The sequence below is a fragment of the Pseudomonas fluorescens genome (assembly GCF_041354075.1).
GTDB classification, from domain to species: Bacteria; Pseudomonadota; Gammaproteobacteria; order Pseudomonadales; family Pseudomonadaceae; genus Aquipseudomonas; species Aquipseudomonas fluorescens_CE.
Genome location: NZ_JARZGC010000021.1, coordinates 65,108 through 86,247, shown reverse-complemented (window position 1 = coordinate 86,247; position 21,140 = coordinate 65,108). Strand labels below are relative to the sequence as shown.

Annotated in this window: 18 protein-coding genes and 1 pseudogene; 2 read left to right on the top strand and 17 right to left on the bottom strand. The window is 61.9% G+C overall.

The genetic code is table 11. The features are described 5' to 3' along the window. Nucleotides 1-245 precede the first annotated feature (245 nt). From dtd to hutC, 15 genes are all read right to left on the bottom strand, one after another. Complete coding sequence (gene dtd, locus QIW53_RS22230; RefSeq protein ID WP_371051734.1) at nucleotides 246-683, bottom strand: D-aminoacyl-tRNA deacylase; 438 nt, start codon at nucleotides 681-683, stop codon at nucleotides 246-248. After that, nucleotides 680-1,651 carry a prolyl aminopeptidase gene (pip, locus tag QIW53_RS22225; protein ID WP_371051733.1) on the bottom strand — a complete coding sequence of 324 codons (972 nt, stop codon included), beginning with the start codon at nucleotides 1,649-1,651 and terminating at the stop codon, nucleotides 680-682. Before pip ends, dtd begins: the two co-directional genes overlap by 4 nt. Nucleotides 1,652-1,755: 104 nt before the next feature. Further along, nucleotides 1,756-2,682, bottom strand: a complete 927-nt coding sequence (locus QIW53_RS22220) for an alpha/beta hydrolase (protein ID WP_371051732.1) — start codon at nucleotides 2,680-2,682, stop codon at nucleotides 1,756-1,758. 140 nt (nucleotides 2,683-2,822) lie between these two features. Continuing rightward, entirely contained in the window at nucleotides 2,823-3,779 is a 957-nt protein-coding gene (locus QIW53_RS22215; protein ID WP_371051731.1) for a choline ABC transporter substrate-binding protein, read from the bottom strand. Between the two features lie 264 nt (nucleotides 3,780-4,043). Next, entirely contained in the window at nucleotides 4,044-4,847 is an 804-nt protein-coding gene (hutG, locus tag QIW53_RS22210; protein WP_371051730.1) for an N-formylglutamate deformylase, read from the bottom strand. After that, nucleotides 4,840-6,063, bottom strand: a complete 1,224-nt coding sequence (hutI, locus tag QIW53_RS22205) for an imidazolonepropionase (protein WP_371051729.1) — start codon at nucleotides 6,061-6,063, stop codon at nucleotides 4,840-4,842. Before hutI ends, hutG begins: the two co-directional genes overlap by 8 nt. Nucleotides 6,064-6,178: 115 nt before the next feature. Then, nucleotides 6,179-7,711, bottom strand: a complete 1,533-nt coding sequence (gene hutH / locus QIW53_RS22200; RefSeq protein WP_371051728.1) for a histidine ammonia-lyase — start codon at nucleotides 7,709-7,711, stop codon at nucleotides 6,179-6,181. Between the two features lie 117 nt (nucleotides 7,712-7,828). Then, the gene (gene hutH, locus QIW53_RS22195) at nucleotides 7,829-9,352 is read right to left on the bottom strand and encodes a histidine ammonia-lyase (protein ID WP_371051727.1); all 1,524 of its coding nucleotides are present in this window, start codon (nucleotides 9,350-9,352) and stop codon (nucleotides 7,829-7,831) included. A gap of 138 nt (nucleotides 9,353-9,490) precedes the next feature. Then, a complete protein-coding gene (locus QIW53_RS22190; RefSeq protein ID WP_371051726.1) occupies nucleotides 9,491-10,321 on the bottom strand; it encodes a quaternary amine ABC transporter ATP-binding protein in 831 nt (276 codons plus the stop codon). Continuing rightward, nucleotides 10,318-11,169: an ABC transporter permease gene (locus QIW53_RS22185; protein ID WP_371051725.1), complete on the bottom strand. Its 852-nt coding sequence runs from the start codon at nucleotides 11,167-11,169 to the stop codon at nucleotides 10,318-10,320. The genes QIW53_RS22190 and QIW53_RS22185 overlap by 4 nt, the downstream gene beginning before the upstream one ends. 70 nt (nucleotides 11,170-11,239) lie before the next feature. Then, on the bottom strand, nucleotides 11,240-12,208 hold the full coding sequence (locus QIW53_RS22180) for an ABC transporter substrate-binding protein (RefSeq protein WP_371051724.1): 969 nt from the start codon (nucleotides 12,206-12,208) through the stop codon (nucleotides 11,240-11,242). A 69-nt stretch (nucleotides 12,209-12,277) separates the two neighbouring features. Then, nucleotides 12,278-13,750: a purine-cytosine permease family protein gene (locus QIW53_RS22175; protein ID WP_371051723.1), complete on the bottom strand. Its 1,473-nt coding sequence runs from the start codon at nucleotides 13,748-13,750 to the stop codon at nucleotides 12,278-12,280. Between the two features lie 154 nt (nucleotides 13,751-13,904). Beyond that, the gene (gene hutU / locus QIW53_RS22170; RefSeq protein ID WP_371051722.1) at nucleotides 13,905-15,581 is read right to left on the bottom strand and encodes a urocanate hydratase; all 1,677 of its coding nucleotides are present in this window, start codon (nucleotides 15,579-15,581) and stop codon (nucleotides 13,905-13,907) included. Between the two features lie 473 nt (nucleotides 15,582-16,054). Next, nucleotides 16,055-16,624, bottom strand: a complete 570-nt coding sequence (locus tag QIW53_RS22165) for a HutD/Ves family protein (protein WP_371051721.1) — start codon at nucleotides 16,622-16,624, stop codon at nucleotides 16,055-16,057. Next, nucleotides 16,621-17,331, bottom strand: a complete 711-nt coding sequence (gene hutC, locus QIW53_RS22160) for a histidine utilization repressor (protein ID WP_371051753.1) — start codon at nucleotides 17,329-17,331, stop codon at nucleotides 16,621-16,623. The genes QIW53_RS22165 and hutC overlap by 4 nt, the downstream gene beginning before the upstream one ends. 146 nt (nucleotides 17,332-17,477) lie before the next feature. Between hutC and QIW53_RS22155 the strand changes: the two genes are divergently transcribed. After that, the gene (locus QIW53_RS22155) at nucleotides 17,478-18,842 is read left to right on the top strand and encodes a formimidoylglutamate deiminase (protein ID WP_371051720.1); all 1,365 of its coding nucleotides are present in this window, start codon (nucleotides 17,478-17,480) and stop codon (nucleotides 18,840-18,842) included. A gap of 120 nt (nucleotides 18,843-18,962) precedes the next feature. Here QIW53_RS22155 and QIW53_RS22150 read toward each other — a convergent pair whose 3' ends face one another. After that, entirely contained in the window at nucleotides 18,963-19,532 is a 570-nt protein-coding gene (locus QIW53_RS22150) for a lipocalin family protein (protein ID WP_371051719.1), read from the bottom strand. A gap of 31 nt (nucleotides 19,533-19,563) precedes the next feature. After that, on the bottom strand, nucleotides 19,564-19,818 hold the full coding sequence (locus QIW53_RS22145; protein WP_371051718.1) for a hypothetical protein: 255 nt from the start codon (nucleotides 19,816-19,818) through the stop codon (nucleotides 19,564-19,566). A gap of 149 nt (nucleotides 19,819-19,967) precedes the next feature. Here QIW53_RS22145 and QIW53_RS22140 point away from each other — a divergent pair. Continuing rightward, nucleotides 19,968-21,134: pseudogene (locus tag QIW53_RS22140) on the top strand (HAMP domain-containing protein); the annotation flags it as partial. Nucleotides 21,135-21,140: the final 6 nt, after the last annotated feature.

The following is a 21,140-nucleotide window of genomic DNA, read 5'->3' as shown; positions in this document are numbered from 1 at the left end:
CCAACGGCCAGCTATCTATATGCCAGGTTGGCGAGCATTGTTCCGACTCCCGTGGGGCTAAATGATTCCCCAACAGGTCCAGGACAAGTCTCTACCTAAGTCAAAATGGACCAACGAACGCCGATCCGCGTAGCGCGCGATTATCTAGCAGCCCGCGTTACAACGCATCAGGTGCAACAAAGTATTTATCGCGAAAATCGCCTGCTTTCAGTCGAAAAGCGCTGGAAAAGAGGTTTCAAGCGCTTTCAAGTCTGTAACAGGAAGGTTACCGGGCCATCATTGACCAGGTGCACCTGCATATCGGCGCCGAATCTACCTGATGCCACAGTGCCATGCACCTGTTTCGCTTTCTCCAGCAAATAGTCGAAAAGCTCTTCACCCAGCGCCGGAGGTGCGGCGGTCGAGAAACTCGGGCGCAATCCACTTTTGGTGTCGGCGGCCAGGGTGAACTGCGAGACCAGCAACAATCCGCCACCGACGTCCGCCAAGGATAGATTCATCTTGCCCTCAACGTCGCTGAACACCCGATAGTTAAGCAGCTTATGCAGAAGTTTGTCGGCGCTGGCCCGAGTATCCTCGGGCTCTACCGCAACCAGGACCAACAGGCCCTGGTCAACGGAGCCGACAACCTCCCCCGCGACCTCGACTCGCGCGCCGCGCACGCGCTGCAGCAAGCCCTTCATGCTTCGTCAGGGGACAAGTCGAGCAGGCGCCGCGCCATCTGGTCGGCGGCGCGCACCAGCGCATCGGTGATACCCGGTTCGGACGCCACGTGGCCCGCTTCGCGGATCACCTGCAATTCGCTGTTCGGCCAGTTCTCATGCAATTCCCAGGCGTTGTCCAGCGGGCAGATCGCGTCGTAGCGACCGTGGATGATCACCGCCGGCAGATGGGCGATCTTGCCCATGTCGCGGATCAGCTGATTCGGCTCGAGGAACGAGTTGTTGGTGAAATAGTGACACTCGATCCGGGCAATCGACAGCGCCCGCTGCGGCTCGGAGAAACGCTCGACGACCTGAGGGTTGGGACGCAGGGTGGCGATCCGCCCTTCCCAGGTGGACCAGGCCTTGGCCGCGTGCATCTGGGCGATCTGGTCATTGCCGACCAGGCGCTTGTGGAAAGCGCCGAGCAGATCGTCACGCTCTTCCGGCGGGATCGGTGCGATGTAGTCCTGCCAATAGTCGGGAAACAGGCGGCTGGCCCCTTCCTGGTACATCCACTTGATGTCCTGGGCGCGGGAGAGAAAGATCCCGCGCAGAATCAGGCCGTGCACCCGTTCAGGATGGGTTTGCGCATAGGCCAGCGCCAGGGTCGAGCCCCACGAGCCGCCGAACAGCACCCATTTGTCGATGCCCAGGTGCAGGCGAATCCGCTCCAGGTCGGCTACCAGGTCCCAGGTGGTGTTGTTTTCCAGGCTGGCGTGGGGGGTGGAGCGACCGCAACCGCGCTGGTCGAAGGTGACGATGCGGTACAGGTTCGGATCGAAGAAGCAGCGACTCAGTGCATCACAGCCCGAGCCTGGGCCGCCGTGGATGAACACCACCGGCAAACCTTCCGGTGAACCGCTTTCGTCGACATACAGAGTGTGGGTTTCATCGACAGCCAGATCGTGCCGGGCGTAGGGTTTGATCTGCGGGTACAAAGTCTGCATTGCGCGCTCCGTAAGGGGTCGAGGTCATCCCTGGGGGGACTTCTATGATTCTGCCGTCCGGCATCATAAACCCGATTTACGTCAATGAGCATGCCCTTGCAGAGTCAGAGTTCTGTCGTCAGTTTTTTAGCCAGATAGGCGAGCAGGGTTTCATACAGTGCGTCCACCTCGGCCACCTGACCACGTCCGCGCAAACAGCCGTGAACCAGTCCCTCGCCGTAGTACAACGTCGCTGCCACGCCGGCGGCCTTCAGCAACTCGGCGTAGTGCACACCGTCATCGCGCAAGGGATCGAATTGCGCCACGGCGATCAACGCCGCAGGCAAGCCGCTGAAATCCTCCGCAAGCAACGGCATCGAATGGGCACAGGGTTGCCGGGCGCCCAGGTACAGCGCGTGGTAATCCTCCACGTCGCCACGGCTGAGCAACGGTGCGTCGCTGCATTCGCTGCGCGAAGGCAGGCGGTCATCGCCACCCAGCGCCGGGTAGATCAGCACCTGAGCCGCCGGCAGTGGCTCGCCTGCATCGCGCAACGCCAGGCACAGCGTGGCAGCCAGATTGCCGCCCGCACTGTCGCCGACCACCAGCGTGCGGTCGGGATCGAGGCGAAAGGGCCCGGTTCGCAGTGCCCGCCAGACGCTCAGGCAGTCGTGCAAACCCGCCGGAAACGGGTGCTCCGGCGCCAGTCGATAATCGACGGCAATCACCAGCGCGCCGAGGGCCGACGCCAGTTCGGCGCAGATGAAGTCATGGGAATCCAGGTCGCCCACCACCCAACCGCCGCCATGCAGGTACACCACACAGGGATCACCGGCCGGCGCTGACGCCAGAGGCGGCTGATAGGCGCGAACCCGCACCCCGGCCAATTCGAAATCGACCACATGCAGCCCGGCAGGACGTGCGGGCGTGAATGCCCGGCACATCTCGCTGTAGGCGCGGCGCATGCCGGCAAGGCTGTTGTCGGGGCCGTTGAAGCGGATGGTTTTCTCGACGAACGCCATCATCGAGGCAGAAAGCGGGTAAGCAGCCATTGACCGGACCCCTCCAGCAAGATGGAACCTTCCCTGTGGGAGCGGGCTTGCTCGCGAAGGCGGTGTGTCAGTTGAACAAAACACTGAATGGCACACCGCTTTCGCGAGCAAGCCCGCTCCCACAAGGGAAGCATTTGACGTCAGTTTTTCAGGCTGGCCTGGACACTGGCCACACCGTCCTTGCCATCAAAACTGCTGACACCCGCCAACCAGCGCTGCAGATCTTCCGGGTGATCACGCAGCCATTGCCGAGCCACGTCCTGCGGGGTCTTGCGCTCCATGATCGGCACCATCAACTGGCTTTCCTGGGCGGCCGTGAAGGTGAGGTTCTGCAGCAACCGGTTCACGTTCGGGCAGCGCTCGGCATAGTCCGGCGAGGTCACGGTGGAGACCGTTGCCGCGCCTTCGTTGGGGCCGTAGACGTCTTCGCTGCCGGTCAGGTAGGCGATGTTCATGTTGATGTTCATCGGGTGCGGCGTCCAGCCGACGAACACCACGAATTCCTTGCGATTCACCGCCCGCTGGACCGCCGCGAGCATGCCGGCCTCACCGGATTCGATCAGTTTGAAATCCTTCAGGCCGAAGTGATTGGTTTCGATCATGGTCTTGATCGTGGTGTTAGCCCCGCTACCCGGCTCGATCCCGTAGATCTTGCCGCCCAGTTGTTCCTTGAAGCGGGCAATATCGGCGAACGTCTTGAGGCCCGCTGCCGCCACGTAGTCCGGCACGGCGAGGGTGGCCTGTGCATCGGCCAGGCTCGGCTGGTCCATGACTTTGACCTGATTGGCCGCCAGGAATGGCGCGATGTTCTTGTCCATCGCCGGCTTCCAGTAGCCGAGAAAGATGTCGAGGCGTTTATCGCGGATGCCGGCAAAGATGATCTGCTGCACGGCACTAGTCTGCTTGCTTTCGTAGCCCAGGCCATTGAGCAACACATCCGCCATGCCGCTGGTGGCGATGACGTCGGTCCAGTTGACCACGCCCATGCGCACGGCCTTGCAGGAGGGGTCGTCGCTGGCCAGGGCAGCGGTGCTCAGCAGAGCGGTGCCGCAGAGGATGGAGAGACAGCGGGTGAACAGCGCTTTGGTGCTCGTCATAGGGCGTTCTCGTGCGGCAGCGGATTGTTATGGGTTCGGTGTCTTTGTGCACCGTGCGCAAAACATTACGCAGCAGACGAGAGGTAAAAGCGAACTGTAGCGACCGGGATTTGCACGGTGGCGACTGTTCCACCAGGTATCGACACAGACACCCACCTGCAGGAGCGAGCACGCTCGCGATGGACTCGTAGACGCCGTGGGGTATCAGGTTGCCAGCGTCATCGTTCGCGTCCATCGCGAGCATGCTCGCTCCTACAGGGGCGGTCAGGCGCCGTAGTGTTTTTTGCCCCACGCCAGCATGTTTTCCAGCAACGCCTTGAGTACCACCTGCGTCGGCGCTGCCAGGTCCGGGCGATAGCGGAACGGCTCGAACTCTTCCATGTAGGTGCACTGGCCCAGCTCCAGTTGCACCGCGTGGATGTTCTCCGCCGGATTTCCGTAGTGCCGGGTGATGTGGCCACCCTTGAAACGGCCGTTCAGTACATGGCTGTAATCGGGGTGCCGCGCGCAAACGGCTTCCAGCTGCTTCGCCAACTGCGGATCACAACTGGCGCCGTTGAAGGTGCCGAGGTTGAAATCCGGCAACTTGCCGTCGAACAGATGCGGGATGATCGAGCGAATGGAGTGTGCATCGAACAGCAGCGCGTAACCGAACTCGGCCTTGAGCCGCGCCAGCTCGTTCTGCAAGGTCTGGTGATACGGGGTCCACACCTGCTCCAGATAGGTCGCGCGCTCGACGGCGGTGGGCTCCATGCCCTCGCGAAACAAGGGAATGCCGTCGAACAGCGTCGCCGGGTAGAGCCCTGTGGTCGCACCGGCATACAAGGGTTTGTCGTCGGACGGCCGGTTCAGGTCGATGACAAACCGCGAATACTCGGCGCCCAGGGTGCTGGCGCCCAGTTCAGCGGCGAATTCATACAGTGTCGGGATGTGCCAGTCGGTATCCGGCAGGCTTTTCGCGTCGGCGATCAACCCGGCCTCGACCGCCGGGGTCAGGCGCACGCCGCCATGGGGCATGCTGATCAGCAGCGGCACGCGGCCTTGTTTGAAGTTCAACACCTTATCCACAACGGTTCTCCTGCAGGCTTGTTTCGACGCCGTGGCGCACGACGCGTTTTTCCAGGTCTCCGCCCAACCAATACGACAGGTCAGCGGGACGATCGATTTGCCAGGCGACGAAGTCCGCGACTTTGCCCGCCTCCAGCGAACCATGGGTCTGCTGCATGCCCAGCGCGGTGGCGGCATGAATCGTGGCGCCGGCCAGGGCTTCTTCCGGGGTCATCCGGAAACAGGTGCAAGCCATGTTCAGCATCAGGCGCAGCGACAGCGCCGGCGAAGTACCGGGGTTGAGGTCGCTGGCGATGGCGATTTTCACCCCGTGCTTGCGCAGCGCGTCCATGGGCGGCAACTGGGTTTCGCGCAGGAAGTAGAACGCCCCGGGCAGCAAAACGGCGACGGTGCCGGAGGCCGCCATGGCAATGGCGTCGTCTTCGGTCATGAATTCCAGGTGGTCGGCGGACAACGCGTGGTAGCGCGCCGCCAGGCTGGAGCCGTGCAGCGACGACAATTGCTCGGCGTGCAGCTTCACCGGCAGGCCAAGTTGCTGCGCGGTCACAAACACTCGCTCGACCTGTGTCGTTGAAAACGCCAGGTATTCGCAGAACGCATCGACCGCATCCACCAGTCCTTCGGCGGCCAACGCCGGAAGGATGTCGGCGCAGACGTGCTCGATGTAGTCATCGGCGCGGTCCTTGTATTCCGGCGGCAGGGCGTGGGCCGCCAGGCAGGTGGTGCGCACGCTGACCGGCAGTTCGGCACCGAGGCGACGGGCGACCCGCAGCATCTTGCGTTCGCTGGCCAGATCCAGACCGTAACCGGACTTGATCTCGATGCTGGTGACGCCATCGCGCATCAGGCTTTTGAGGCGCCTGGCGGCGCTGGTGAACAGTTCGTCTTCGCTGGCCGCCCGCGTGGCGCGTACGGTGCTGGCAATGCCGCCACCCGCCGCGGCGATGTCCGCGTAGCTGACGCCTTGCAGGCGCTGCTCGAATTCGCCACTGCGGTTACCGCCGAACACCGTGTGGGTGTGGCAGTCGATCAGACCCGGCGTGACCCAGGCCCCCTTCAGATCGTTGACCGCCGGGTATTCCTCCGACGGCAGTTCAGCGCGTGGGCCGATCCACTCGATGTGGGCACCGGACGTCACGATGGCCGCGTCCTCGATGATCGAGTAGACGCCCTGCGCCATGGTTGCGACGTGGCAGTGTTGCCAGAGGGTTTTCATCCCTTAGTCTCCACAAAATTCAAAATCGATTCGCGAGCAAGCCCGCTCCCACCCCTGGAATGCGTTCTCCTGTGGGAGCGGGCTTGCTCCGGGCGGCGTTCCGACGAAGAGGCCATCACAGGCTCGGCAAAAGCTTCGTCGATACGAGTTCGCTCAAGCACCCAGAGGCCAACAACTCGCTCGCTGCATCGATGTCCGGCGCGAAGAAGCGGTCCTTTTCGTAGAACGGCACTTCGTTGCGCAGGATGGCGCGGGCCTTTTCCAGCGCTGGCGAGGTCTTCAGGCCGTTGCGCAGGTCCAGGCCTTGCACCGCCGCCAGCCATTCCACGGCGAGAATGCCACGGGTGTTCTCAGCCATTTCCCACAGGCGCTTGCCGGCCGCCGGGGCCATGGACACGTGGTCTTCCTGGTTGGCCGACGTCGGCAGGCTGTCCACCGAATGCGGATGAGACAGCGCCTTGTTTTCGCTGGCCAGCGCCGCCGCCGTCACCTGGGCGATCATGAAACCGGAGTTCACCCCGCCATTGGCCACCAGGAACGGCGGCAGTTGCGACATGTGCTTGTCCATCATCAACGAAATGCGACGCTCGCTCAGCGAACCGATTTCCGCGATGGCCAACGCCAAGTTGTCGGCGGCCATGGCCACCGGCTCGGCGTGGAAGTTGCCGCCGGAAATCACGTCACCCTCGGCGGCGAACACCAACGGGTTGTCGGAGACGGCGTTGGCTTCGACCGCGAGCACCTCGGCAGCCTGGCGGAACTGGGTCAGGCAGGCGCCCATGACCTGTGGCTGGCAGCGCAGGGAGTACGGGTCCTGGACCTTCTCGCAATTCTCGTGGGAGTCGGAGATTTCGCTGCGGTCGCCGAGCAGGTCGCGGTAAGCGGCTGCGGCGTCGATCTGGCCTTTCTGGCCACGGGCGGCGTGGATGCGTGCGTCGAATGGCGAGCGCGAACCGAGGACGGCTTCAACGGTCAGGCCACCCAACGCGAGGGCACCGGCAAACAAGTCTTCACCTTCGAACAAGCCGCGCAAGGCGAAGGCGGTGGACACCTGGGTGCCGTTGAGCAGCGCCAGGCCTTCTTTGGCGGCGAGGGTCAGCGGGGTCAGGCCGGCGACTTTCAGCGCGTCGATAGCCTCCATCCACTCACCCTTGTAGCGCGCCTTGCCTTCGCCGAGCAGCACCAGCGACATGTGCGCCAACGGTGCCAGGTCGCCGGACGCGCCTACCGAACCTTTCAACGGAATGTGCGGATAGACCTCGGCGTTGATCAGGGCGATCAAGGCGTCGATCACCACGCGACGGATACCGGAGAAACCACGGCTCAGGCTGTTGACCTTGAGCACCATGATCAGGCGCACCAGCGCGTCGCTGATCGGCTGGCCGACACCGGCCGCATGGGACAGCACCAGCGAGCGCTGCAGGTTTTCCAGGTCTTCGCTGGCGATACGGGTCGAAGCCAGCAGGCCGAAACCGGTGTTGATGCCGTAGGCGGTGCGGTTCTCGGCGAGGATCTGTTCCACGCAGGCGACGCTGGCTTCGATCTGGGCCGAAGCGCTGTGATCGAGGGTCAGCGTGACGGGTTGCTGATAGACATCACGCAGTTGAGCCAGGCTCAATTGGCCGGGAATCAGGTTCAGTGCAGTCATTAAAATGCTCCTTTTGGGACATTGTTATTAACTACCAGTCGCTCCGGAGCATTCCGTTATCCGTCGTTTCTCGCCTTTTGAGCGATCCACGCCTTGGCACGCTGGTATGGGTAGTGGTCAGTGCAAATTCGGTAAAGCGTCGTGCAGCAGATTCGAATCCTTGAGGACGTTCGCCGCGGCAGCGATGTCCGGCGCCAGCCAGCGGTCCTGGTCGTAGGCCGGGACGCGTTCGCGCAGCAGCCGCCAGGCCGCATCGGTGCCGGCGCCGAAACGCTGGCCCTTGAGGAACTCGAAGGCCTGGGCCGCCAGCAGGTATTCGATGGCGAGAATCTGCGTGCAGTTTTCCAGGGCCCGATGCAGCTTCAGCGCGGCATTGGTGCCCATGCTCAAATGGTCTTCCTGCAGGCCGGACGTGACGTAGTTGTCGAGCACGGCCGGTTGCGCCAATTGACGATTTTCCGCACACAGCGAAGCGGCGACGTATTGCACGATCATCATCCCGGAATTCACCCCCGGGTTGGCCACCAGGAACGCCGGCAGGCCGCTGACGTGCGGGTTGATCAGGCGGTCGAGACGTCGCTCGGCGATCGAGCCGATCTCCGCCATGGCGATGGCCAGCAGATCAGCGGCCATCGCCACCGACTGACCGTGCGGGTTTGCCTGGGACATGATCCGGAAATTGTCCGGGGTGCCCAGCAGCAACGGGTTGTCGGTGCAGCCGTTGAGTTCGGTTTCGATCTGTTGAGTCGCGTGCACCAGTTGATCCCGGGCCGCGCCGTGGACCTGCGGGATCGAACGGATGCTCAAGGCGTCCTGGGTGCGGATGCCCTTGCTGGCGGCGATCACCTCACTGCCGTCGAGCAGTGCCCGCAGGTTGATCCCGACCTGCTGCATGCCGGGATGCGGCTTGAGGGCGATGATCTCGGCATCGAATGCGGCGATCTGCCCGCGCTGGGCTTCGAAGCTCATGGCGCCGATCACATCGGCCCATTGCAGCAGGCGCGTGGCGTCGGCAATGGCCAGACAACCAAGGCCGGTCATGCACGGCGTGCCGTTGACCAGGCACAGGCCGTCCTTGGCGCCGAGCTGGACCGGTTGCAATCCCTCTTCGGCCAGGGCCTGCTGTGCCGAAACGATCTGCCCGCGATAGCTGACATTGCCGACGCCCAACAGCGCGATGCCGATGTGCGCCATGTGGGTCAGGTAACCCACCGAGCCCTGGGACGGCACTTGCGGCGTGATGCCACGGTTGAGCAAGGCCAGCAGCGCTTCGACCACCTGGCGGTGAATACCGGATTTACCCTGGCTGTAATTGCGAATGGCGGCGCACATGATGGCGCGGGTCTGCTCATCGGCCAGCGGGGCGCCGACGCCACAGGCATGGCTGAGCAAGGTATTGCGTGACAGCTGGCTGAGTTGTTCATCAGCCAGCGACACATTGCACAGCGCGCCCAGGCCCGTGTTGACACCGTAGGCGCGTTCGCCGCTGGCGACGATGCGCTGGACGATCGCCTGGGCATTCTCGATGCGCGCCCAGGCCTTGGCCGACAGTTCAAGCGGCGCGCCGTGACGGGCGACCGCAACCACATCCTGCCAACGCAATGGAGCGTCGGCGATTACGATTTTTTCAGCCTGGGACATCTTTTACCTCTAGCCAATATTGATGCAGCTTCACTGGCCCCATCGCGAGCGGGCTCGCTCCCACAATGGGCCTGCGCACGCTGCCCCCTGTGGGAGCGAGCCTGCTCGCGATGGGGCCAATAAAAGCACTGCAAATTCTTAAACCACCGCCGCCCGTCGCTGCACAAAGCGGTCAACGTACTCATCCGCCGGCGAATGCAGGATCTCGCGCGGCGTGCCGACCTGAATCAGGCGGCCATCCTTGAGGATCGCGATACGGTTGCCGATGCGTACGGCCTCGTCGAGGTCGTGGGTGATGAACACGATGGTCTTGTGCAGGGTCTTCTGCAGCTCCAGCAACTGGTCCTGCATCTCTGCGCGGATCAGCGGATCGAGGGCGCTGAAGGCCTCGTCCATCAGAATGATGTCGGTGTCCGCCGCCAAGGCTCGGGCCAGGCCCACACGCTGGCGCATGCCGCCGGACAACTGATGCGGGTACTTGTTTTCGTAGCCCTTGAGGCCCACGGTGTTGATCCAGTGCAACGCGCGCTCGGAGCACATCTGCTTGCTCTCGCCGCGCACTTTCAGTCCGTAGGCAACGTTGTCGACCACGGTCTTGTGCGGCAGCAGGCCGAAGCTCTGGAACACCATGCTGATCTTGCGTCGACGAAATTCGCGCAGGGCGTCCATGTCGTATTGCAGGATGTCCACGCCGTCCACCAGGATCGCGCCGCTGGTGGGATCGATCAGACGGTTGAAGTGGCGCACCAGGGTCGACTTTCCGGAACCCGACAGGCCCATGATCACGAAGATCTCGCCACTGCCGATGCTCAGTGACAGGTCGTTCACGCCGACCACGCAGCCGGTGTCGGCCAGCACCTGGTCCTTGGTCTTGCCCTGGCCAACGAGGGTCAGTGCTTCCTGGGCGCGGTTGCCGAAAATCTTGAAGACGTTCTTGACTTCGATCTTGCTGACGGTTTGGTTGTTCATTTGCTCACCTCATGCCGTGGCCGACCATAGGCCTGCGTAATGCGGTCGATCACCACAGCCAGAATCACGATCGCCAGGCCCGCTTCCAGGCCACGTCCGACGTTCAGGGTCTGGATACCCACCAACACGTCTTCACCCAGGCCACGGGCACCGATCATCGAAGCGATCACCACCATCGACAGGGCCATCATGGTGGTCTGGTTGATGCCCGCCATGATGCTTGGCAGGGCCAGCGGCAGTTGCACGCCGAACAGTTGCTGCCAGCGGTTGGCACCGAAAGCGTTGATCGCTTCCATCACTTCCCCGTCGACCTGGCGGATACCCAGGTCGGTCAGGCGGATCAGCGGCGGCGCAGCGTAGATCACGGTGGCGAAAATCGCCGGGACCTTGCCGAGGCCGAACAGCATCAGCACCGGGATCAGGTACACGAAGCTCGGCATGGTCTGCATGATGTCCAGCAACGGCATCAGCACTGAACGCAGGCGATTGCTGCGCGCCGACAGGATGCCCAGCGGCACGCCGATCAGCACCGAAATGACCGTCGCCACCATCATCAGCGCCAGGGTCTGCATCAGCTTGTCCCAGAGGCCTACGGCGCCGACCAGGAACAGCAGGCCGACGATCACCGCCGTGGTCACCAGCTTGCGGGTCGCGTGCCAGGCCACGCCGGCGACGATGGCCAGCATCAGCCACCAGGGCGCTGCGCGCAGCAAACCCTCAAGATTGACGATGGCCCACAACAGGGTGTCGGAAATGTGCCGGAACACGTCGCCGTAGTTGGTGACCAGCGAATCGACCCAACCGTTGACCCAGTCGGCGATGGAAAAGGTAAAGCTTTCGGGAAACATAAGAGACTCTCAATCAAGGGGTTGCGATCAAGCGTCCGGCTGCCGCTGTCGGCAGCCGGGAAAGCTCGACCTACAAGGCCGCGTCGATTTTCTTCGCTGCGTCTTCGCTCACCCATGCGTGCCAGACTTCAGGATGTTCCTTCAGGAAGAGCTTGGCCAGTTTTGGCGACTCGATCCGTTCCTTCGCCATGCGGCCCAGGTTCTGGTTCAGCAGGTCGATCGGCAGGTTGACCTTTTCCAGCACGGCCACCAGTTCCGGTGCTTCGTCATGGAAGGTCTTGGACAGGCCCACCTTGATGGTCACGGTTTTATCCACGCCTGGTTTTTCTTCGAGTTTCACCACGTCGACCTGGCCCATCAGCGGCGTTGGCGACCAGTAGTAGAACAGGATCGGCTCGCCACGCTTGTAGCTCGACAGTACGGCGGCATCCAGTGCCGGACCGGTGCCTGGGCGGAAGTTGGTGTAGCTGTTTTCCAGGCCGTAGCTCTTCAGCATTTCACTGTTGTCGAGTTCACAGGTCCAGCCGGCCGGGCAGTTGTAGAAACGGCCCTTGGACGGCTCTTCGGCATCCTTGAACACGGCGGAGTACTTGGCCAGATCGGCAATGTTCTTCAGGTCCGGTGCCTTGGCTTCCAGTTTGCGCTTGGCGTCGCCTTCGATCACGTAGCGCGGCACGTACCAGCCTTCGATCGCCCCCACGATCGGTGCTCCGACGCCCACCACCTTGCCGGCCTTCTCGGCCTTGTTCCAGACTTCGCTGCGGCCGACCCACTCCTCGGCAAACACCTGGATGTCGTTGCTGCTCAGGGCGTTTTCCATGGTGATGGAGTTACCCGGCAGGCTGTCGGTCTTGCAGTCATAACCTTTCTCCAGCACCACCTGCAGGACGTCGGTCAGCAGCATGCCGCTTTCCCAGTTCAGGCCGGCGAACTTCACCGGTTTGCCCGATTCGCACCAACCGGCTGCCTGGGTGGCGCCGGCGCTGGCCAGCAGGCCCATGGAAAGCAATGTGGTCAGCAGGGTCTTGTTCGATTTCATTGTTGTGACGCTCCTAATCATGAATTGGCTTACGGCAGTCAAGAGGCATCCAGCCCTGTCCACGTCCAATCAGGCCTGCGCCGCAGCGCGACCATTTCCGCTTGTTTTAGGTTGTACAACGCTGTCCTGCTCGACCGGCAGGATCAGTCGATCAGGCACCGAGCCGTGCCATTTTTTCGCACACACGTAATACAGGGCCGCCGGCAGCACCAGGCCGATGATCCATGAAATATCCACGTCGCCCAGCGCCGCCACCAGTGGGCCGGTGTAGAACTTGGTGGAGATGAACGGCAGCTGCACCAGCACACCGAACACATAGATACCGATCCCCAGCATGTTCCAGCGGCCGTAGCGACCATTGGGATCCGCCAGCGCCGGTACGTCATAGCGTTCGCGGGTAATACAGTAGTAGTCCACCAGGTTGATAGCGCTCCACGGCGTGAAGAACGCCAGCAGGAACAGGATGAAGGACTTGAACGCACCGAGGAACGAGTGCTGGCCCAGCAAGGCAATCAGGGTCGCCGCACCGACGATGAACAGCACGAACACCAGACGCTGCAGGCGCGATACCTGAAGGTTTCCACGAAAGCCGCTGATGATGGTCGCAATGCACATGAAGCTGCCGTACGAGTTGAGCGTAGAGATGGTCACCTTGCCGAAGGCGATGCTGAAGTACAGCAGCGCAGCGGTGGCACCACTGCCAGCAAAACCGACGATGTAAGCCACTTCATGACCGGCGTACTGACCGTTGGCCGAAGCCGCCGCAAACACACCGAGGATCATCGCCACCTGCGCTCCGATCACCGAACCGGCACCGGCGGCAAAGAAGGTCTTCACCGAGGAAGTGTTGCTTGGCAGATAACGCGAGTAGTCCGCCACATAAGGGCCGAAAGCGATCTGCCAGGACGCCGCGAGCGACACGGCCAGCAGGAAGCTGCTCCAGCTGAAGTGACGAATCTCCATCAACGCTCCGACGTCCGTCTGGCTCATCAGGCGACTGAACAGATACACGAAGGCAATCACGCCGATGATGCTGGCGACACGGCCGATCCAGTGGATCACCCGGTAACCGAGCACCGTCACCAGCACGATGACACTGGCGAAGATCAGGATGCCGACGGTGTCGCTGACACCGAACAACTGCCCCAGGGCCTGCCCGGACAGCACGGTACCGGTGGCGGTGAAGCCCAGGTACATCAGGCACACCAGCACGATCGGGATGGCCGCGCCATAAACACCGAACTGCACCCGGCTGGAAATCATCTGCGGCAAGCCCAGCTTGGGCCCCTGCGCCGCGTGCAACGCCATGACCCCACCGCCCAGCAGTTGACCGATCAACAAACCGATCAACGACCAGAACACATCGCCGCCGAGCACCACGGCCAACGCCCCGGTGACAATCGCGGTGATTTGCAGGTTGGCACCCATCCACAGGGTGAACTGGCTGATCAGACGACCGTGTCTTTCCGCTTCCGGGATGTAGTCGATCGAGCGCTTCTCGATCAACGGTTTGTTGCCAGCACGCTCGTTGTTAGCAGCCATGGTTCAACCTCTGTGGATTGTTCGGGATAGTGTCCGGCTTTCGCCTTCTGCACGAGCGAGCTTGCTCGCGATTGCGGTCTCTCAATCAACAATGATGTTGAATGCGCTGGCCTCATCGCGAGCAAGCTCGCTCCTACAGGGAAGCGGCTTGCGTTTACTTGCCGGTAATCATCGGCAGGTTCAGCCCCTGCTCCTTGGCGCAGTCGATGGCGATCTGGTAACCGGCATCGGCGTGACGCATGACACCGGTCGCCGGGTCGTTGTGCAGGACGCGAGCGATACGCTCGGCCGCTTCGTCCGTACCGTCGCAGACAATCACCATGCCCGAATGCTGGGAGAAGCCCATGCCGACGCCGCCGCCGTGATGCAGGGAGACCCAGGTCGCTCCGCTCGCGGTGTTGAGCAGGGCGTTGAGCAGCGGCCAGTCGGACACGGCGTCGGAACCGTCCTGCATCGATTCCGTTTCGCGGTTCGGGCTCGATACCGAGCCGGAGTCCAGGTGGTCGCGACCGATGACGACCGGCGCTGACAGCTCACCGCTGCGCACCATTTCGTTGAACGCCAGGCCCAGCTTGGCGCGCAGGCCCAGGCCGACCCAGCAGATACGTGCCGGCAGACCCTGGAAGCTGATGCGCTCGCGCGCCATGTCCAGCCAGTTGTGCAGGTGCGCGTCGTCCGGGATCAGTTCCTTGACCTTGGCGTCGGTTTTGTAGATGTCCTGCGGATCGCCAGACAGTGCAGCCCAACGGAACGGGCCGATGCCACGGCAGAACAGCGGACGGATGTAGGCCGGTACAAAGCCCGGGAAGTCGAAAGCGTTCTCCACGCCTTCTTCCTGCGCCATCTGACGGATGTTGTTGCCGTAGTCGAAAGTCGGCACGCCCATTTTCTGGAAGTCCAGCATGGCCTTGACGTGCACGGCCATCGATTGCTTGGCGGCCTTGACCACAGCGGCTGGCTCGGTCTTGGCACGAGCGCGGTACTCGTCCCAGGTCCAGCCGGCAGGCAGGTAACCGTTGAGCGGGTCGTGAGCGCTGGTCTGGTCGGTGACCATGTCCGGGCGCACGCCACGCTTGACCAGTTCCGGAAGAATTTCAGCGGCGTTGCCGCACAGGGCGATGGAGATGGCCTTGCCTTCGGCGGTGTACTTGGCGATGCGGGCCAGTGCGTCGTCGAGGTCTTTGGCCTGCTCGTCGACGTAGCGGGTTTTCAGGCGGAAATCGATGCTGATCTGCTGGCATTCGATGTTCAGCGAGCAGGCACCGGCCAGGGTCGCGGCCAGCGGTTGGGCACCGCCCATGCCGCCCAGGCCAGCGGTCAGGACCCACTTGCCGGTGAGGTTGTCGTTGTAGTGCTGGCGACCGGCTTCGACGAAGGTTTCGTAGGTGCCCTGGACGATGCCCTGGCTACCGATGTAGATCCAGCTGCCGGCGGTCATCTGGCCGTACATGGCCAGGCCCTTGGCATCGAGCTCGTTGAAGTGCTCCCAGGTGGCCCAGTGTGGCACCAGGTTGGAGTTGGCGATCAGTACGCGCGGGGCGTTGCTGTGGGTCTTGAACACGCCGACCGGCTTGCCGGATTGCACCAGCAGGGTCTCGTCGTCATTGAGGTTGGTCAGGCTTTCGACGATCTTGTCGTAGCACTCCCAGTTACGCGCCGCGCGACCAATACCACCATAGACCACCAGCTCCTTCGGGTTCTCGGCGACTTGCGGGTCGAGGTTGTTCATCAACATGCGCAGCGGCGCTTCAGTCAGCCAGCTCTTGGCGGTCAGCTTGTTACCGCGGGCAGCACGGATTTCAACGTCACGAAATTTTGTAGGCTCAGTCACGAAAAGAACTCCTCAGCAATCAATCCAAACCAACCCAGGCAGTGGGCGAGCAAGCCAATGGGCCTCTGGGCACACCAGCGAATCAGTGGACGATGGTTGAGTCTGCGCGACTCATACGCATACGTCTTTACTTGTACATACAAGCATATGCAATCAAGCGGCCAACTTATTGGGTGCGCATTCAAGAAAAATCTGGAAACAGCTGGAGAGCGCCTGCATCAAGGGTTCTGGCGTTGATGAAATTTTCAGGGGGGCATTTATGCAGGCGGTGGGGTTTGTTACGGGAGCGGTTTTTGCGCCGCAATGGGGCGTTCGGTAACAAAGTGGTGCGCACAAGGAAACGTAGAAGCGAGCATGCTCGCGATGGTCGTCAACGATGACGCTGGCGACCTGACACCGCGCGGTGCCTGGTCCTCCATCGCGAGCATGCTCGCTCCGACAAGGGGGGGAAAGCGTAGTTTAGACCGCGAATTTCAGCGTGCCGTCAGCTCGATCACGCAGCAGGCGCCATTGCTGGAGATTTCCAGCAAGCCGTAGTTACCGCCGATTTGCAGGCAGTCATGACGACCCAACAGGTGAGCGTCATGACCGACCTTCACCTCCAGCGCATCGCTGACACTGAACACCAACACAGTCCCTGCCTCGCTGAAAAACCGCTGCTCGCCATCCAGCCACTGCAACCGCGAGCGGTAACGCTTTGGCGCATAGATCAGGTTGAAGTCGCGGATCGGTCCACCCAGCAATGTGCAGGACACGCGGCTCTCGCCACTGAAGGCAAACGGATCGATGGGTAACAGCGGGCGCGTGACCTGACCCTCCACCGACAGGGTCATGCCATCGCCTTGCAGCACGGTGATGATCCGTTCGTAACCGGCGAAGGTGGAAAAACCGCCCGACTCGGCAATGTCGGCGATCGACAGGCGCCAGCCGAAGCCGTCCAGGCCGGTGCCGGTGTCGCGGGTGATTTCTTCAGTGCTGCCGCCGCCGTTTTTCCAGGGCATGCGCGGGTAGTCTTTGGCGCGTAGAACCTTCAAATCACTCATTTATGAAACCGACCTTCCAGACGATGACGGGAACCAGGGTGAATCAACCGGGCGGCGGTCACCGGCTGGCGCCCCGACCAGGTCCGCCGACGAATGAGCAGGCACGGTTCGCCCTTTTCGATCTGCAACAACTTGCACTCCGACGCCTCGGCCAGGATCGCTTCGACCACGTGCTCGCCTTCGGTCAGCGGCGCGACCTGGTTCAGGTAGGCGTACGGGGTTTGCAGGGTGAAATCCTGCTTGAGGTAATCCGGGGCCACCAGTGCGTTGACGAAACGGTCCTCGATTTGTACCGCAATATCGTTCTCGTAATGCACGATCAGCGAGTGAAAGACCTTCTGCCCTTCACGCATGTCCAGCGCCAGGGCACGTTCGGAACCGGCCGCCTCTTCTTCGAGGGTGATGACCGTGCAGGTGTGACGATGGCCACGGGAGGCGATTTCATCGGCGATGTTGTGCACTTCAAACAGGGCGGACTGGCTTTTCGGCTCGGCGACGAAGGTGCCGACGCCCTGCATGCGCACCAACAGGCCGTCGGCGGTCATCTCGCGCAACGCGCGGTTGATCGTCATGCGGCTGAAACCGAGCTGGCTGACCAGCTCGCTTTCCGACGGCACACGGTAGTGCGGCGGCCAGTTTCCACTGTCGATCTGCTGGGTGATCATTTGTTTGACGCGAGCGTACAAGGGCGCCGGACTGTCGCCCATGTTCGCGGCCAACGGTGAGACTGCAGGCGGAGTCGGCACGGTTAATCCCTGTTCATTTAGTAAAGGTTGCTAGCTTGCCGGAGTTTACCGGGCAGGCAAACGTCTGTATATGTATATACAAATAACACACGATGGGGTGCTGAACCATGTCCGCCTTCTTTGCCGAACGCGCGCTGCTGCCTAGTGGATGGGCCAACAATGTACGTCTTGAGGTCAGCGCCGACGGCGTCCTGACCCATATCCAGGCCGATTCCCATGCAGATGGCGCCGAGCGGCTAAGCGGCCCGTTGCTGCCGGGGATGCCGAACCTGCACTCCCACGCGTTCCAGCGCGCCATGGCCGGTCTGGCGGAAGTGGCGGGTAATCCGAACGACAGTTTCTGGACCTGGCGCGACCTGATGTATCGTCTCGTCGGAAAAATCAGCCCGGAGCAACTCGGGGTGATTGCCCGCCAGCTGTACATCGAAATGCTCAAGGCCGGTTACACCTCGGTCGCCGAATTTCATTACGTGCACCACGACACCAGTGGCCAACCCTACGCCGACCCGGCCGAACTGGCACTGCGCATCAGCCACGCCGCGAGCGACGCCGGGATCGGCCTGACCTTGCTGCCGGTGCTCTACAGCCACTCGGGTTTTGGTGGCCAGACACCCAACGACGGCCAACGCCGTTTCATCAACAGCACCGAAAATTACCTGAAGTTGCAAGCACGCCTGCAGCCACTGCTGGCCCAACAGAAAGCCCAGTCGCTGGGCCTGTGCTTCCACTCGTTGCGCGCAGTCACCCCGCAGCAGATCAGCGAAGTCCTGGCCGCCAGCGACAAGCAATGTCCGGTGCACATTCACATCGCCGAACAGCAGAAGGAAGTCGACGACTGCCTGAGCTGGAGCGGCCGCCGTCCGCTGCAATGGCTCTACGAAAATGTCGAGGTCGATCAGCGCTGGTGCCTGGTGCATGCGACCCACGCCAACCCTGAAGAAGTCTCGTTGATGGCCAAGAGTCGCGCCATCGCCGGCCTGTGCCTGACCACCGAGGCCAACCTCGGCGACGGGATATTCCCGGCAGTGGACTTCCTCGCCCAGGGCGGGCGCATGGGCATCGGCTCCGACAGTCATGTCTCGTTGAGCGTGGTGGAGGAGTTGCGCTGGCTGGAATATGGCCAACGCCTGCGCGATCAACGGCGCAACCGCTTGTACGGCGCAGAGCAACCGATGGTTGGCCGTACGCTCTACGACGCGGCGCTGGACGGCGGCACCGAGGCGCTGGGGCAGCCGATTGGCGCCCTGGAAGTGGGCAAGCGGGCGGACTGGCTGGTACTCGATGGCAACGACCCCTACCTGGCGACGGCCAGTGGCGACGGGATCCTGAACCGCTGGTTATTCGCCGGCGGCGATCGCCAGGTGCGCGATGTGCTGGTCAATGGCCAGTGGGTGGTGCGCGATGGACGACATGCAGGCGAAGAGGAGAGCGCTCGCGCTTTCACTCAGGTCCTGCGCGATCTCCTGGGCTGACCCAAATCCCGATGTGGGAGCGGGCCTGCTGGCCAAGGCGGTCTGTCAGTCGATTTCTCCGTCGCCTGATACGACCTCTTCGCGAGCAAGCCCGCTCCCACATTGAGTATTCGCTGAACGCTAGTTCGACGTCTTGGCCATCTGCGTATCCGTCGCCCGCCAGATCAAGCGCGTGGTGTCGTAACCCTGCTGACGCGCCTTGCTCAGCAGCTCTTCGCGCACCACCCCGTTGACGGTCGGGGTTCGCGACAGCAGCCACAGATAGCGGCGGCTCGGATCACCGACGATGGCGGTCTTGTAGTCGTCGCTGACGAACAACACCCAATACTCGCCCTTCGCTACACCCGGCAGCAGCCGGGAAAACCAGTTATCGAACTCGACCCACAACTTGTCGGTTTTGCCCGGCACCTGCGGATAAGCCGTGCCCTTGGCCTCCTCCCATTGCCAATCCGCCGTCAGGCAGCGATTGAGCACCAGGATGTTGCCGTCGGGCTTGAGGGTGTAATGCGCTTCAGATTGCGCACAGTTGCGCTGAAAATACATCGGCAGGCGCGCCAACTCATACCAGGTCCCTTGATACTTCTTCAGGTTGACGCTGTTGACGGTTTTCGGCGCCAACGGATCTTCGCCGGTAGTCGCACAGCCGGCCAAAACCAGGCCGGCCAAAAGGAGGATCAGTAACTGCTTCATTGTTTTTCTCCCGTGGGCATGACGCCCCGGATTACTTCAGGCCTTGGCCAGAAAACATCATCACTTTGTCACCGGCGTACTGCACGCTGATAAAGCTGTTCTTGTCGCCCCAGGTGCAACTGGACATGCCGAGCGCACCAGAGCAATCGGCAGCCTTGCCCAGCAAAGCCTCGACCTCGGCCTTGGACATACCGGCCGAGAGCTTGGAATAGTTTTCCTGATTGACCTTGCCGCAGGCGACCAACAACACGCAGAACGAAAGCAGGGCGACGGATCGCAGCGACATGGTGAAACTCCTGGAGCGAAGGGGGAATGGCAAACTGCCAAGCAGAAGCTTAGAAGTAAAAACCCCCTCCGGGTTCCCCGACCGGCCGCCTATTTGTTGGGCCGCTCGTCTGCCTTTTGCCGAAAAATCAGCCACTTTCCTGCGCTGTTATGCATTTCGTCGGCTTTGGCCAAATGCGCCTAATCTTTGGCGCCGCCCAGTCGACAAAAAAGCAGCGCAAAGCCCTCTGTTATGGCAAATTGGCGCCCTTCTTGACTAGCTCTTTTGCGGTAGTTCATTTAATGACCAGAAACATGAAGTTCAGCCACAAAATCTTGTTGGCTGCCGCCCTCGTGGTGGCCGTTGCATTTGCCTGCTTCATCCTGTTCAACGACTACCAACAGCGCCAGACCCTGCGCAGCAGCACCGAATCATCGATGCAGGAACTCGGCAGTCTGACCACCAGCAACATCCAGACCTGGCTGGAAAGCCGCATTCATCTGCTGCAATCGATGTCGCAGCAGATTTCGGCCGATGGCAGCGCCCTGAGCAGCCTGAAACGGGTGATCGACCTGCCCGCCTACACCGGTAATTTTCAACTGAGCTACTTCGGCGGCACCGATGGCGTGATGTTCTCGGTCCCGGCGGGTAACCGCGCTGCGGATTACGATCCGCGCGCCCGTGGCTGGTACAAGGCGGCCAACGGTGCGCAACAGACCATCGTCACCGAACCCTACATCGCCGCCTCGTCCGGCAAGCTGGTGATCACCATCGCCACCCCGGTGCAGCGTCAGGGCCAGATGATCGGTGTCGCCGGGGCCGACATCGACCTCTCGAGCGTCAGCGCGATCATCAACTCGCTGAACTTCGGCGGCCACGGTCATGCCTTCATCGTCGGCGCCGACGGCAAAATCCTGATTCACCCCGATAGCAAACTGGTGCTCAAGAGCCTGGCCGAGGCTTACCCCAACGACACGCCGAAAGTCAGCCCGGGCATGAAAGAGGTGGAAATCGATGGCAAGCGCCAGTTCATCTCCTTCACCCACGTCAACGGCGTGCCCTCGGCCGACTGGTACGTGGCGCTGGTACTGGACCAGGACACGGCGTTCGCCATGCTCAGCGAGTTCCGCACCTCGGCGATCGTCGCCATGGTGATTGCGGTGGTGATCATCATCACCTTGCTGGGCCTGCTGATCAGCTTCCTGATGCAGCCGCTGCTGACCATGGGCCGCGCCATGCATGACATCGCTGAAGGCGAAGGCGACCTGACCAAGCGCCTGACGATCCACGGCCATGACGAATTCGGCGCACTGGGGCTGTCGTTCAACCGATTCGTCGAACGT

What these genes read in the sequence shown, in the direction of transcription:
- QIW53_RS22180 (WP_371051724.1), bottom strand. Translation starts at nt 12,208, where the DNA reads ATGAAATCGAACAAGACCCTGCTGACCACATTGCTTTCCATGGGCCTG.
- hutH (WP_371051728.1), bottom strand. Translation starts at nt 7,711, where the DNA reads ATGACTGCACTGAACCTGATTCCCGGCCAATTGAGCCTGGCTCAACTG.
- QIW53_RS22175 (WP_371051723.1), bottom strand. Translation starts at nt 13,750, where the DNA reads ATGGCTGCTAACAACGAGCGTGCTGGCAACAAACCGTTGATCGAGAAG.
- QIW53_RS22165 (WP_371051721.1), bottom strand. Translation starts at nt 16,624, where the DNA reads ATGAGTGATTTGAAGGTTCTACGCGCCAAAGACTACCCGCGCATGCCC.
- QIW53_RS22145 (WP_371051718.1), bottom strand. Translation starts at nt 19,818, where the DNA reads ATGTCGCTGCGATCCGTCGCCCTGCTTTCGTTCTGCGTGTTGTTGGTC.
- QIW53_RS22190 (WP_371051726.1), bottom strand. Translation starts at nt 10,321, where the DNA reads ATGAACAACCAAACCGTCAGCAAGATCGAAGTCAAGAACGTCTTCAAG.
- QIW53_RS22185 (WP_371051725.1), bottom strand. Translation starts at nt 11,169, where the DNA reads ATGTTTCCCGAAAGCTTTACCTTTTCCATCGCCGACTGGGTCAACGGT.
- QIW53_RS22215 (WP_371051731.1), bottom strand. Translation starts at nt 3,779, where the DNA reads ATGACGAGCACCAAAGCGCTGTTCACCCGCTGTCTCTCCATCCTCTGC.
- QIW53_RS22220 (WP_371051732.1), bottom strand. Translation starts at nt 2,682, where the DNA reads ATGGCTGCTTACCCGCTTTCTGCCTCGATGATGGCGTTCGTCGAGAAA.
- hutI (WP_371051729.1), bottom strand. Translation starts at nt 6,063, where the DNA reads ATGAAAACCCTCTGGCAACACTGCCACGTCGCAACCATGGCGCAGGGC.
- pip (WP_371051733.1), bottom strand. Translation starts at nt 1,651, where the DNA reads ATGCAGACTTTGTACCCGCAGATCAAACCCTACGCCCGGCACGATCTG.
- QIW53_RS22155 (WP_371051720.1), top strand. Translation starts at nt 17,478, where the DNA reads ATGTCCGCCTTCTTTGCCGAACGCGCGCTGCTGCCTAGTGGATGGGCC.
- hutH (WP_371051727.1), bottom strand. Translation starts at nt 9,352, where the DNA reads ATGTCCCAGGCTGAAAAAATCGTAATCGCCGACGCTCCATTGCGTTGG.
- QIW53_RS22150 (WP_371051719.1), bottom strand. Translation starts at nt 19,532, where the DNA reads ATGAAGCAGTTACTGATCCTCCTTTTGGCCGGCCTGGTTTTGGCCGGC.
- dtd (WP_371051734.1), bottom strand. Translation starts at nt 683, where the DNA reads ATGAAGGGCTTGCTGCAGCGCGTGCGCGGCGCGCGAGTCGAGGTCGCG.
- hutC (WP_371051753.1), bottom strand. Translation starts at nt 17,331, where the DNA reads ATGGGCGACAGTCCGGCGCCCTTGTACGCTCGCGTCAAACAAATGATC.